This window comes from Microcoleus sp. AT3-D2 (assembly GCF_036705715.1).
Taxonomy (GTDB): Bacteria; Cyanobacteriota; Cyanobacteriia; order Cyanobacteriales; family Microcoleaceae; genus Microcoleus.
Genome location: NZ_JAUBVE010000075.1, coordinates 1 through 13,518, shown reverse-complemented (window position 1 = coordinate 13,518; position 13,518 = coordinate 1). Strand labels below are relative to the sequence as shown.

General features: G+C 45.1%; 11 protein-coding genes and 1 tRNA gene. 4 read left to right on the top strand and 8 right to left on the bottom strand.

The window, feature by feature from the left end; translation table 11 throughout:
* Nucleotides 1-31: 31 nt before the first annotated feature.
* The 4 genes from QUB44_RS24670 to QUB44_RS24655 form a co-directional block, all read right to left on the bottom strand.
* Nucleotides 32-313 (bottom strand): hypothetical protein, encoded by a 282-nt coding sequence (locus tag QUB44_RS24670; RefSeq protein WP_333371612.1) that lies wholly within the window; start codon nucleotides 311-313, stop codon nucleotides 32-34.
* Between the two features lie 68 nt (nucleotides 314-381).
* Nucleotides 382-1,953 (bottom strand): AAA family ATPase, encoded by a 1,572-nt coding sequence (locus QUB44_RS24665; RefSeq protein ID WP_333371610.1) that lies wholly within the window; start codon nucleotides 1,951-1,953, stop codon nucleotides 382-384.
* A gap of 343 nt (nucleotides 1,954-2,296) precedes the next feature.
* Complete coding sequence (locus QUB44_RS24660; protein ID WP_333371608.1) at nucleotides 2,297-3,499, bottom strand: hypothetical protein; 1,203 nt, start codon at nucleotides 3,497-3,499, stop codon at nucleotides 2,297-2,299.
* Between the two features lie 195 nt (nucleotides 3,500-3,694).
* Nucleotides 3,695-3,979, bottom strand: a complete 285-nt coding sequence (locus tag QUB44_RS24655) for a transcriptional regulator (RefSeq protein ID WP_333371606.1) — start codon at nucleotides 3,977-3,979, stop codon at nucleotides 3,695-3,697.
* A 256-nt stretch (nucleotides 3,980-4,235) separates the two neighbouring features.
* Between QUB44_RS24655 and QUB44_RS24650 the strand changes: the two genes are divergently transcribed.
* From QUB44_RS24650 to QUB44_RS24640, 3 genes are all read left to right on the top strand, one after another.
* Nucleotides 4,236-4,436 (top strand): hypothetical protein, encoded by a 201-nt coding sequence (locus QUB44_RS24650; protein ID WP_333371604.1) that lies wholly within the window; start codon nucleotides 4,236-4,238, stop codon nucleotides 4,434-4,436.
* Nucleotides 4,437-4,521: 85 nt separating this feature from the next.
* A complete protein-coding gene (locus tag QUB44_RS24645; RefSeq protein ID WP_333371602.1) occupies nucleotides 4,522-8,085 on the top strand; it encodes a virulence-associated E family protein in 3,564 nt (1,187 codons plus the stop codon).
* Nucleotides 8,082-8,258 carry an NblA/ycf18 family protein gene (locus QUB44_RS24640; protein WP_333371600.1) on the top strand — a complete coding sequence of 59 codons (177 nt, stop codon included), beginning with the start codon at nucleotides 8,082-8,084 and terminating at the stop codon, nucleotides 8,256-8,258. The genes QUB44_RS24645 and QUB44_RS24640 overlap by 4 nt, the downstream gene beginning before the upstream one ends.
* A 188-nt stretch (nucleotides 8,259-8,446) precedes the next feature.
* Here QUB44_RS24640 and QUB44_RS24635 read toward each other — a convergent pair whose 3' ends face one another.
* From QUB44_RS24635 to QUB44_RS24620, 4 genes are all read right to left on the bottom strand, one after another.
* Complete coding sequence (locus tag QUB44_RS24635) at nucleotides 8,447-9,607, bottom strand: tyrosine-type recombinase/integrase (RefSeq protein ID WP_333371598.1); 1,161 nt, start codon at nucleotides 9,605-9,607, stop codon at nucleotides 8,447-8,449.
* A 134-nt stretch (nucleotides 9,608-9,741) separates the two neighbouring features.
* Nucleotides 9,742-9,814: transfer RNA gene (locus QUB44_RS24630), tRNA-Ala, on the bottom strand.
* Between the two features lie 153 nt (nucleotides 9,815-9,967).
* Nucleotides 9,968-10,171 (bottom strand): hypothetical protein, encoded by a 204-nt coding sequence (locus QUB44_RS24625; protein ID WP_190659577.1) that lies wholly within the window; start codon nucleotides 10,169-10,171, stop codon nucleotides 9,968-9,970.
* Nucleotides 10,172-11,239: 1,068 nt separating this feature from the next.
* Nucleotides 11,240-11,725, bottom strand: a complete 486-nt coding sequence (locus QUB44_RS24620; protein WP_333371596.1) for a cupin domain-containing protein — start codon at nucleotides 11,723-11,725, stop codon at nucleotides 11,240-11,242.
* 261 nt (nucleotides 11,726-11,986) lie between these two features.
* On the opposite strand from QUB44_RS24620, the gene QUB44_RS24615 reads away from it, so the two are divergent.
* Nucleotides 11,987-13,441: a folate/biopterin family MFS transporter gene (locus tag QUB44_RS24615; RefSeq protein WP_333371595.1), complete on the top strand. Its 1,455-nt coding sequence runs from the start codon at nucleotides 11,987-11,989 to the stop codon at nucleotides 13,439-13,441.
* Nucleotides 13,442-13,518 lie beyond the last annotated feature (77 nt).

The following is a 13,518-nucleotide window of genomic DNA, read 5'->3' as shown; positions in this document are numbered from 1 at the left end:
TGGTAACGAATTGCTTAACTTTAAACTTGCATTAAACTGTCCAAGTAGGACGTTCATCATTCTTGTCCCATTCTTCAAGAATTTGCCGAACCCGTTTTAAAGCTATGGTTTCAGACTGTAATTCCAAACAAAAATCAGGTGAGTAATAGCCTGCATAATTTTGCAGCCATAAAAGACCGTTATCAGTTCCACATCTGCCATAACTCCACCAACCAATAGGACGTTTATGTCTCCAAATCAGTTTTCTGAGAAGGTATCCATCGTTTCTGGCATTGGGATTAGCAAATACTTCGCCTAGTTTAATTTCATCCATCTCATTTTCGAGCTTATTTCTCAACCAAAAAGCGAAGCCTGTATTTTGGCTTCGCTTTTTGATGATGGTTAATTTTCGTCAACCTCAAGAGGTAAAACGTGAGAGTAAGAAGTGGAATGCGTTTCAGTCCGATCGGCAATGCTGGCAGATTTAGCGCCCGATCGAATTGCCCAAGTTTTAAGGTCGTCAATTTGATTTTGAGCAATCCGCGCCAGAGGGACGCATCCGGTAATTGCTATGGTCAAGTCTCGTTCTGTGAATTCTCTCCCGGCACTGAACGCGGTTTGCATTCCGTCAAAAATAACTTGCTCAATCTCCGCACCGGAGAGAGATGGTGACTGACTAGCCAGCATTCCGCAATCGAAGTCTCCCGACTTCATTCGATCGGGTCGGACGCGGGTGAGGTGAACTCGAAAAATTGCTTCCCGCTCTGAGTGATTTGGCAAGTCAACCCAGAAAATTTCATCAATTCTGCCCTTGCGAATCAGTTCCGCTGGTAAGACTTCGGCACGGTTGGCAGTCATCACCACAAACACTGGCGCAGTTTTCTCTTGCATCCAGGTCAGCAGCGCGCCGAATACTCGCTGGGAAGTTCCTGAGTCACCATCCATGCCAGAGGTGATGTTGGCGAACGCCTTGTCCACTTCGTCTAAGAATAAAATGCAGGGTGCGATCGCCTCGGCTAACTTGATGACGTGTCTGATTCGGCTCTCACTTTCACCAACCATGCTGCCAAAGACCCGACCAACATCAAGACGCAGCAGGGGCAATTTCCATTCAACCGCGATCGTCTTGGCTAGCAGCGACTTACCCGTTCCCTGAATGCCGGCGAGCAGAACGCCCTTGGGATTGGGTAAACCATATTCACGGGCTTGGTCACTGAAAGAGTGCGATCGAACCTTCACCCATTGCTTGAGATTTTCGAGTCCGCCAACAACTTCCAGACCTGACTGAACCGGGATAAATTCAAGGATGCCCGTCTCTCGAATGGTTTGGCGTTTCTCCTCGATGACCGCAGCAAGGGCCCGAATATCAACTTTTCCCAGAACTAAGCACTTGGCAAGGACGCGGGCAATTCGGCACCGAGTCAGCCCCTGGCAAGCCTTTACGAGCTGTTGCCGTTGTTCTGCGTTGAGCTTGAAATCGGGGGCAGGCACTAATCGAGTAATCAACTTCGATATCTCCTCGATGCCTGGTAAAGAGAAATCTACAACGGTAATTTCTTCGCGCAGTTCTTGGGGAATTCGCACTTGGTCAGAGAGGATGATGAGACAGCGACGGTCACGGGCGATCGCCAATGCCAAATTTTTCAGTTCCCGGACGATCGCTAGTTGGTTACTTGCTATCTGCCCATTCGCGCCCGGTGCAATCAGAGTCGCGATGTCTTTCATGACAAAGACAGTGACTTGTTCCATTGCTGGCGCTTTACTGATGCGCTCTAGTGCCTGCATTGGATTTCCCTTGGCTGTGCCGTTATCTGTCCAGCCACGAGCAAAATCCCAAAAATAGATTTGCCCTTCCTTAGCTTTTGCTATATCACACAAAATTTGTTCGGCGGTTTCCTCTTCTGGGCTTACTACCCACAACAAAGGAAATCGTGCCATCAACATTAGCTGAATTTCTTTTTTTAGGTCTATCATGTTTCTATCCCCTGATTAAGTAAGTCGGCGCTTTAAAACGCAACTATGTAAACGATGTAAAGTGTCTAAATGCTTTCTACTGGCTAACTTAAGCCTATTTACATACGGTTACATTATTCGGTTTAATCCCGTCTATCTACTTACTACCGATTACCAAGTACCGATTGCCAATTACCCTATTACTGGTTGACGATTACTGGTGGATACGAGAGTGATTATGAGTTGTGATTGTGAATCCTCACTCAATACTCAAAACTCAAACCCCGAAACCCAAACTTTCTCTCTTTTTTCTCAGTAACAGTTGTTCAAAGCTGTTACTGAGTTTTTGTTTATGTTTCTGTTTCTAGTGAACAAGAGCAAGTTTTGGTTTCTTGCTTTTACTGGGAGTTTTTTCAGAAACGTTATCAGAAACGTTATCAGAAACGTTGTCAGAAACGTTGTCAGAAACGTTGTCAGAAACGTTATCAGGAGTGTTATCAGGAGTGTTAGCCGATGATAAATTAGCCACGATGCCTTTCAACTCTTCAATTTCTTTGAGAGCATCAGACAAATCAGCCTGGAGTGTTTCATTTTCAACCATAAGCTGAGCATCGGTAACTTGATCTGAATCATCAAATTCTCGATCGACTTCTAAAGCCCCACTGATTTTCTGTTGAGTTTGCAGGTTAGTGATTGTTGTCGAAGCTTCTTTAAGTTGAGCTCTTAGCTGTTCTATTTGAGATTCTAGGACTTGTTTCTCACCAACTTGTGATTGCAGAGCTTGGATTTGAGAATGGAGACTGGACACTTCTCGTTCCCGTGCTTCGATTTGTCCATTAAGCTTAGATATCTCACTGAGTCGATCGCGAGAAGCGCTTTCAAATTCAGCAACTTCTGCCAAGCGTTTTTCAGCAACTGACAATTTTGCTAGTAGTTCATTACGTTCGGCTTGAATCAAATCTAACTGTTGACGGAATTCTTCAGAATCTGTCAACTTTTGCTTGTTGAGATTCATGTACGCTTCCCTTAGCTCATTCCGCTGGCGTTCGTACTCCGATTGATAAAACTTCAACTCCATTTGATTTTGAGGAAAATCTTTGAGCTGTTGGCGCATCAGATCATTTTCCTGAGCTAACTGTTTCATCCGATCGCCACTAACACTCGTATCTGCTTTTTGATAAGCCAAACGATAGCTAGCGATCGCCATTTGACGAGAAACTGTGAGATATTCTTCAGGAATGTCTGACTCTTCTACTAAACCATCATCCGCAGCTTCTAAAAGTGCTGTTGCTAAATCCTTCTCGGATTTTCCTTCTTTTATCATTGACAGGTTATCTGTCCGCCATTCTTTCAGCAATTTGCAAACAACATCGGTACTGCCTCCGATTCCATAAATTTCCTTGAGCGCTGCACTAACACTCCGAACCACAATGCGTATACGATTTTTACTCAGTACAGCACAGGCTGCGTCAACCATTTCTCGATTAATTCCTGTGTATTCTTCAGCGCGATCGAACTCAAACCCTGATAAATCAAGGCTTGTAAATGTTGTTGGTAATTTTGCCATTGTTTTCACCCTTATTCCTTATTCTTTTGCCGTTACTTCACCTTAATCTCTTCATTTTTGACAATAAGGTTCTGTACTTCCTAACTCTATATTTCAGAGTTGAGAAGTTCTTCGGCTCTAGAATCAAGATAACACAAAAACACTAAAAGCGCACAGTCGTGTTTCTTGTTTTTCGATGTTTCCGTTATTTGTTACTCAACTAGCTTTTTTTTCTGTCTGGGCAACCCTTTTTTTTCCGGTGGCTTGAGCCAAGTCATAAAGGTTGCACTGCAACAGCAAACACATTTCCAGCATTTCCCGAGGTGTTAAGCGAGGCTCGAAAGCCCCGTTATTCCACTCTCTCAGGCTTTTTGGAGTCACTTTACGTCCACTGCCTATCTCGGCAAAGCGCCGAGTCAGAATTTCAGCAAATTGTTTTTGGCTGTAGCCCAAACGCTTGTACAGGTACATAAGACTTTGCTCATCTAATTTTTTTGCCATGTGCATTAACGCACACTCATGTTCTATACTATCTCATAGCGTACATGAGTGTTCGCTCCTAGTAAAGTTCAGCAGCAGGATTGAATTACGGCCCAGTCCTGTTGCATCACTATTCTGGCAGTGAAAAGAACGAAATCCTAATCCTGAACGAAAAACCATGCTTGAAAATGCCATAAGTCTTTCAGGGCAACGGATTCTTTTGATTCAAAAGCTTGATTATGCAAGCGGATGAAAATAAAACTCAGGAAAGCCTGAAATGACTCAAAACGGATGGTGTCGATCGAACTATCACAAAGACGGTAAACGACGTTTTGGCTTATTGACGAACGGGTTATGTGCCGAGTGCTTTTGGTCAGATCCAGCTCAAGGTACTTTTCCCGCTGCCGAAGTTCAGGCAATTGAAAGCCAAAAAATTACACGACTGAGAGAAAAAATCAATGATTTGGAGGAACAATGATCGTCGCTGAATCAGGAAATCTATCGTTTGCGTAATCAATTGCAAGCTTTAGTTGCAAAAACATCACCTTCTGGAGTTACCAAAAATGAAAATCGATCGTGAACTGGCACAGAAACACCTGAAATTGTTGGGATATCAGCCAGGCGAAGCTTTGTTGAGGTTTTTCTATCACCATTCCGATAACCGGAAGAAAAAAGATAAAGGTCGCAAACTTTCAGAACTTAACTGGCAACAGATTGAACAATATCAAAACGATAAGCGCGGTGTTTATGTTGTAGTGAATGGTGCAGGTGCAGGTGTAGATGGACATAGTGACGCTGAGATTAAACAGTGCTGTGGTATTTTTTGTGAATGGGATGACATTCCGCTAGCTAAACAATTTGGAAAATGGCAGGAAGTAGGGTTTGTTCAACCGACCTTTACCATTTTTAGCGGTGATAAATCCATGCAGCCCTACTGGTTATTCGATGAGCCGATCGAGCCGGAACAGTGGCGGGAACTGCAATTGCTTCTGATTCAAGTCATGGAAGCAGATGAGAGCAACAAAAATCCCAGTCGTGTTTTTCGCCTGGCCGGTGCATGGCACGTTAAACCCGATCGCGAACCCGTTAAAACTGAGTTTGCTGAAGAGTCAGGTATTCGCTACAGCTACAGTGATTTGCGCGATCGGCTCCTCATTCTCTATCAAGAGTTCCTGGCTCGAAAACAAAGAGAGATCGAACAACGCCAAAAGTTACTCGCTCAGCAACAACTCGAACTGCAACAGCGCCAAGATTTGCCTGCTACGATGCGCGAAGCGCCTCGCCCGTGCTACGCATCCGCATCCACGCCCACACCCGCACCTGCATCCGCCATCAGTAGCAATGGTTCTGCCACGGCAACTGCAACACTAATAAGACCGGAGCAAATATCTCAACGGTATCAAGAGCTTACTGTTCCGGTGCCGATGCCAATTTCCCTACAGTGTGCGTTGGGGAAGCCTAACAAAGAATTTTTAAACGGGGTAGCGACTCTCAGAAATACCTCAATGGCAACACTGGCACGGGATTTACTGGGAGTTCAATCCGAGTTCAGCCGATTGGGACAGATAACCAATGAGGATGCCTACACTCTGTTTCTTGATGCTTGTCGGCGTTGTTCCCCCGGCGGTGGCTGGGATGAACAAGAGTGGGAGCAAATTTGGAATTCCGCAGTTAAGTCGAACCCGATCGCCAGCATCTCAAAATATTTTAGTGACGGGATTGAGAGCTGCATCAAAGGTGAATACTGGCGATTCATCAAATCTCTGCAACCTGACCATTTAGTTTTGCTACTGGAGGCAGAGGCAGAATCTGATTTGGGTAACTCTCCTAATTCTGCTACTAGCTCTGATTCATCACCTGAATTTAATATTTTAAATTCAGATGACAGAATGATGCAGGATTACCGAAAAATTGTTAGAAAATTCGGCAAGCGACTTCGACTGAATAAACTCAGCAAGCGAATCGAAATTGATGGTAAACCAGTGTCTCTCGATCGAGTGCGAATTCAACTCGCTATCAAACACGGAATTCTCGTCAAATCTAGTCGCGAAGATACTCAAGATATCCTGACAGAAATAGCCGTGGAAAATCAGTATTCACCGATCGAGGAGTATCTCAACTCTTTGCCACCAGCAGCCGATACTTCGATTTTAGATAGTTTGGCCCAAAAATACTTTGGTGTTAACGATCCAATTTATGAAATGTTCGTCCGAAAAACACTCATTGGTGCTGTTAAGAGAACATTTGAACCCGGATGCAAAATCGACACAGTTCTGATTCTGCAAGGGAAACAGGGCTATAGAAAGTCCACTTTTTTTAAGATACTTGCGGGAGACAAATACTTTGACGATTCCCTGGGGACTGTCTCTGATAAAGATGAAAGACTCAAATTGCACCAAGCTTGGTTTGTTGAATGGTCAGAGCTGGAGAGTGTTTTTAAACGGCGCGATGTCAGCGCAACTAAAGCTTTTTTATCCACCGGGACAGACAAAATTCGACCGCCATATTGCCGAGATATTGAAGACTTCAACCGACCCAGCATTATTGTCGCAACCACCAACAAACAAGAATTTCTGGCTGATGAAACAGGCAACCGGCGATTTTGGGTAATCCCGGTCCAACACCGGATCGATACCAAACGGTTAAAGAGAGAACGAGATGATATTTGGGCTGCTGCGATGCTGGCTTACCAATCTGGCGAAGAACCTTGCCTCGACTATGAAGATGAAGAAACTGCCGAGCACGTTGCTCAAGAGTTTCAGTCATCAGATCCCTGGGAAGATGTCATCGAAAATTTTATCGAGCACCGGGGATATGTTCAGCTTAGTGATCTACTCACTCATCTCCAAGTTGACCTGAGCCGACAAGAGCGATCGCACCAAATGCGCTGTTCCGCCATCCTCAAGAAATTTGGCTGGGAGCGAGAGTTTCGATCGATATCCAATAAACGAGTTCGTGTTTGGTGCAAAACTCAACCCGTCCCCGAACCCATCCCCGAACCCGAACCCGTCGCCGTCGCCCTCGCTGTTCCTGAAAATGAGGTTGATTCAATCCCTGTTGAGGCTGCTGATCAACCTCAAGTTTTGAAAATCGACGAAAAAAACGAGGTCGATCGTAAGGTTGATCACCCTGCTACAGAAGCATTTGATCAACCTGATCAACCTGATCATCCTATTTCTGAAAAAATACTAAATTCTGATCAGACCTCTGATGCAACCTCCGATCCAAGCTCCGATCCAAGCTCCGATCAGACTTCAGCTCCGACCGTAGATTGGATATCTGCTCTGGCAGCGAAGTCGTTAGCGCAACGCTTGAAAAATTCCACGGCAGCGAAAGATTTTCCCAGTTTGGGTGAGAAAGTTGATCAGGTTGATCACGTTGATCAATCCCTTGCACAGCAAAGTGATCAACCTAGCGATCGACCTCAGAATTTGGAGCCATTTTCAAAAAATGAGGTTGATCAGCAGCCTCAACAAAACGACGAAACAGGGGATCTTGTCGAATATATTCGGCTAGCGATCGAAGCCGGCGATCCACAAACAGCTCTCGATATTCAGACCATCTTGAGGGAAGTTTGCGGTAAAGGCGCTGCTGATCGCCAGAAAGTCTGGAACTCCCTGACACCTGATGAAAAAACCGCTTTTACTGCATTGCTCTCCCTCATTCCCCCTGATTCACAATCTCCCGCACCGTCCGAAACAGCAGCATCGATCGAATCAGCATCGATCGAATCAGCAGCAGCGGAACCAGCAGCGGAACCAGCAGCATCGATCGAACCAGTAGCAGCGGAAGCAGTGGAAGAAGCAGCAGTGGAAGAAGCACCTACCGCATCATCTACCGCACCAATTATTGAAGCAGCAGCAGTACCAGCAGCAGGATTGTCTGGTGAAGGAATAGATGAGGAAGATGCGGAAAAACTGAGAGAGATAGCAACGATTTGGTGGAATGAATACTACCCAGAACAATTGCAAAATCTACTGACTCAGATGTATGGATGGAAAGCGCCAGGTGCTAAATACCCGAAAGAGGTAATAGTCAATTGGCTGACTGGACAAACTGCTGAAATTCGCGATCGGATCAACCTATTAATTGCCGAAAAGAATGGAACTGAGGAAACAGAATCATGATAGGTATTGACCTCACACTTGAGCAAAAACTTCGATTAACAATCTACACAACTCAGGTTCAAACACTTTCAGCAGAAGAAGCCAAAGTTTTGTTAGTTGAAATGATGCGCCAAAACATGATGAAAGATAACACAATCCGCAATCTATTAGGGACTAAGAAGAATGTTTTGTAACACCAAAGTAGCAGAACAACTGCTAGATGTATGCGATCGAACTCTGTTGCGGTATCGGAAAGAAAACAAGCTGATGGAAGGGATTCATTGGGGTAAAAATCCTAGTGGCAAAATTCTTTATAATCAGCAATTGATTGAGCATTTGGTAATGTGCGGAGGTGATGTGAACAATCCAGAGCATCAGAAAATTATTCAGAGGTTTGTGAACGATCGACCTGAGAATCAGCCGTTAAAACGAGGTCGGAAACGGGCATCAAATCACTCATCAAATCTGGCAATTGTGGGGGATTAACTAAGCCAGCATAATTTTCAAAAAGAGTGCGGACATTATGACCGCTGAGTGCAGCAATCTCTACCGGATTCATACGATTCTTCAAGCAGTGAGAAATTAGCGTGTGCCTGGTAGTGTAAGGTTGTCGGTAATCAATTCCAAGGGCTGTTAGCGCTGGTTTCCAGTAGCGATTACAGAAATTCTTCGAGTCGATCGCAGAACCGTTTGTGCTGTTAAAAATTAGACTATCGAGTTGAAAATCAGTCGGTCGCCGGGTGAGTAATAGCTGTTGCAGTCGTGGAGTTAGCGGTACTGTTCGTGCCTTGTTAGTTTTGGTTGCCTTACGAGATTCCAAGCCGTTGCTCAAACTTTCTCCGATCCAGATGCGATCGCAGTTGGCGGAACAATGTCGCCAGACCAGAGCGGCTGCTTCTCCGGTGCGCAGTCCGACAGCGAATTTGAATTCTACATAATCCGCGTAGTGACTCAGATTGGGGTCTGAGCGGAATTTCTGGACGATCGAACTGATTTCTGTGAGTGTGAACGGTTCTGGGCGCTGTTTCGGCGGAACCGAAACTTTGATGTCTGCCCAAGGATTTTCGACAATCAGTTTCTTTTTTAGGGCCCATTCCCAGCAAGCGTTTACCAAGACTATCCGTTCGCGTACTGTAACGGGTTCCAATTTCTGTGACAAAAATTCCTTAAATTTCATTCCCATAGTCTCAGAAACAGAAATCGCTGTTTTGCTTTTGAAAAACTCAGAAACGTGTTTCTGTAACGCAAGATATTTATTTAAGCCGCCGATCGAGATGGTACGGCGCTTGTAGTCAACAAATTGGTCAAAAAGCTCAGAAACAGAAATACAGTCATATTTCTGAGGCTTGTACTTCACCAGAGTGGGGTCAAAATTGTTGGTAGCCATATCAAGCTCAATTTGCTGAGCTTTCATAAAAGCAACTTTCTGATTAATGGTTGTGTCCGGTAAACCCATGTATAACGAAAAGCGTTTACCCTGCCAGGACCAGGCAAGTCGTAGACGCTCTTTGAAAACTTCTATATTTACTGAACCTTTTGGCATATCGAAAATTTATCGTAAATTTATCGTAAAAGATGTCTGGAGTTGTCTGCTGCTGTCGTCCTAATTGAGAATGTCCAATATAACAGTTTTTATGGATAAACGACAAAACCCGCTCTGTGAACGGGTTTCTAGGATGGAGAATAGCGGGCTCGAACCGCTGACCCCTACAATGCCATTGTAGTGCTCTACCAACTGAGCTAATTCCCCTTTCTTTTCGCGCTCTCAATCATGCCTTAACTGACCAATATTTGTCAAGCTTTTTGGGGAAATTAGTTTTGAGCCTTCGGCTGGCAAGGCTTTCGGCTTTTTTTCCACAAAACTCTCCTCGCTTCTGGACAATGGTCAATCGCCTACTATGATCTAGTAAGTGTGTTGGGATATTTCGGTTAAATGGCTCAAACAAGACCCCATGAGGAAGTAGACGACTAGCAGAGCGGCGGCTGAGACCGCAACTAGGGTGCCGGCTAGCATTAGTGAAAATTCCCGTTGCGCGATCGCCTCTTGCATCAAGTGCAAAGACCAGGCAACGAGGGCAACGTCAATTATTAAAATAGAAACCAGCATAAGTTACGATTTGTAACAGCTTACCTATTGTAACAAAACTTTTCGCTCCGTGCAGATCAGCTCAGGCGTATTTAACTTTTGCTGGAAAACCCGAAGGGAGCAGCGGAAAGCGAGTGAGAAAAAATGATAGCTTTTGTTGATAATTACAATATGCAAAGTAAATGAGAGCTAGCTCAGCTTTAGAGGTGGCGTTTTTGACTCTTGAGCGAGGGATTAAGAGCGGGATAGCTGCGCTTTACACGCTTTTTTGAGGGGGTAGGGTGCGATCGCTCAAGAGTCAAACCCTTACTTTCATAGCTTTAGCCTTTACCGACTTGTTGTGATTCCAAATTTTCCACTATTTGAGCAATCAGTGGACGATAAATAGTGTTATCTAAGTGTTCCTTGTAGCACTCCTTATAATTCCCACTATTACAGCGTATTCCACGTTTATGAAGTACACCCCAGAAACCGGGTTTCTTGACAGTTCTCGCATCCTTACTGCTTCTGTTCAAAAAACCCGGTTTCTCGCGATCTACATCTACATGGAATATGCTGTATTTTTCGTGACGCCAAGCAATTTACGGGATTGTCTGATTGTCAAGCTCGTCATTTACCACGGCTTGATTTCCATTTTAATGCCAGTCTTATTGCCTTAAATTGAGTCAAACATCAACTCTATAGTTATCATTCATCTGCCAAGTCGTTTGTGTTTTCAATCTGTTCTTATAAACGGCTGAAATTCACTAAACACTTACTTTCTACCTTTACTGAAAAGTTAAATTTCGACCCGGATTTGATTTAAAATCATCCTAATCTTCCTTCAGTCTTATCTTATGATATCATGTCCGGTCGAGCGACCGCGATTTTTGTAGCGGCCCGTGAGCAAACCATACCTGCCAATAATTGACCATCTCAAAAACCCGCCCCAACGGGGATATTATGGTTAATCGATCGAACATGATATGATACTTTAGCTGCTAAAAAAATGTCCTGAGTATTGTTATATGACACCTCATGTTTCTGATAAATGCTATACCACAAAGCGTGATCCGCCGGAGTCCCAAGATTCACTTAAATCATAAAATTTCAACTCTCATAAACCTCGCCATTTTTGCGAGTAAAAATCCAACTATTCCCGTTAGCTTTCGCAATTAGATCGTCATCGGGATATTCGGCACTATCTCCCGGAGTGCGTGAAGCGAAGCTATCCCGAAGGGAATCGCCAATTTCCAGATAAACAACATCTGCTTTCGAGCGGTTGACTAAATGATGCCCATCTGGACCACCCGCCGGAAAACCCGCCGCCGTACCCGGTTTCAGCACTTGCTCTCCCGAATTTGTAATCAGAGTAACTTCTCCTTCCAGAACATAGATTAACTCATCTTGCCGGGTATGCCAGTGCCTGAGAGCAGAACAACTTCCCGGCGCAAGTCTCACCAAATTTACCCCAAAATTCTGCAATCCGGCAGCATCGCCCAAGCGTTTTTTAACTCTCCCCGCAACAGCAGATTGGAATTGCTGAGGGTACTTGGAACCCGTAATTTCCGGCACATCTTTAGGGTCAATAATCATATAACAAAGCTGATAGCAGTTGTGAGTTTTCTCTTCTTTCTCTTGCTTGGCGTCCTACGGTTTATGCGCGGCTTCGCCTAACGCGCCTTCGCGGTTCGTTTTTCTATTTTTTTTATTACAAAACACGCTTAAATTCAAGATAAATACAATTTTATAGCACTTACCAGATCCCCGCCACTCTCGCCTCCCACCTCCGACAGTTCCCCCAACTCATTAAGAATGTGTTATAAATATTGAGATTCATTAAGAAATATTGCTCAAATGCTCGTTTCCCCCTCCGGCGTCAGCAAACTCAAAGAATCTTTAAAAGAAAAAATATTCTTTGGGAATGAGCCAACCCCCGAACTCATAGCCATCTTACTGATTTACTTCGTCCAAGGCATTCTCGGACTCGCCCGCTTAGCCGTCAGCTTCTTTCTTAAAGACGAACTCGGCATGAGTCCGGCAGAAGTCTCGGCAATGCTGGGCGTCGTAGCCCTGCCTTGGATTATCAAACCCGTGTTCGGCTTCATGTCCGACGGCTTGCCGATATTCGGCTACCGCAGACGCCCTTACATCGTCCTCTCCGGGCTACTGGGAACCTTAGCATGGGTGAGCCTCGCAACAATTGTACACACACCGCTTGCAGCTACAGGCGCGATCGCCCTGAGTTCCCTCTCGCTCGCCGTCAGCGACGTAATTGCCGACTCCCTGGTAGTCGAAAGGGCCAGAAAAGAATCCGTTACCGACGCCGGTTCCCTGCAATCCTTGTCTTGGGGCGCTTCAGCCCTCGGCGGACTAATTACCGCCTACCTCAGCGGTTCCCTGCTGCAACACTTCAGCACCCACACAATATTTTTAATCACCGCATCTTTCCCGCTAATTGTATCAGCAACAGCTTGGTTAATTGCCGAAGAAAAAACCAACAAAAGAACCGACTTTGAAACGGTCAAAGACCAATTCAAACAACTGCGGCAAGCAGTAACGCAAAAAACAATTTGGTTGCCCACCGCCTTTCTCTTCCTCTGGCAAGCAACCCCAAGCTCTGACTCCGCCTTCTTCTTTTTCACCACCAACGAATTAGGCTTTCAACCAGAATTTCTCGGCCGAGTGCGCCTCGTTACCAGCATTGCAGCCCTCGCCGGCATCTGGCTGTTTCAACGCTTCCTCAAAACAGTTCCATTTCGAGTAATTTTTGGCTGGTCAACCGTCCTTGCGGCTGCTTTGGGCATGACTACTTTATTATTAGTAACTCATGCCAACCGAGCTTTAGGAATTGACGATCAATGGTTCAGCATCGGAGACAGCCTGATCCTGACAGTAATCGGACAAATTGCTTATATGCCGGTGCTCGTACTCTCCGCCAGATTGTGTCCCCCAGGCGTCGAAGCAACTTTATTTGCCGTGTTAATGTCAGTCACCAACTTAGCAGGACTTATTTCCCACGAAGGCGGCGCACTTTTGACCCACTTGCTAGGAATTACGGATCGCAATTTCGATAACCTCTGGCTGCTAATTGTCATCACAAACCTCTCCACACTTCTGCCCCTACCCTTCTTAAATTGGCTGCCCGCCGATAGTACAGAAAGCGCCGATCCAAATTCTCAAAAATCTCTTCCCGTATTAGAACCAGAAATCGGCAGTTCCAAACCAGGCGGACAGCATTTCATGCCCGAATACTTTCCCGACTTAGTACCGACAGTAAGGTCACAAAGCCGCACCGCAGACAGCAAATAAACCAGGGCTATTTCGTTCTAGACAGTAGGCAGGGTTTAGGTTTAGAGTTTAGAAGTCGGATTCACCCTAACTTATGA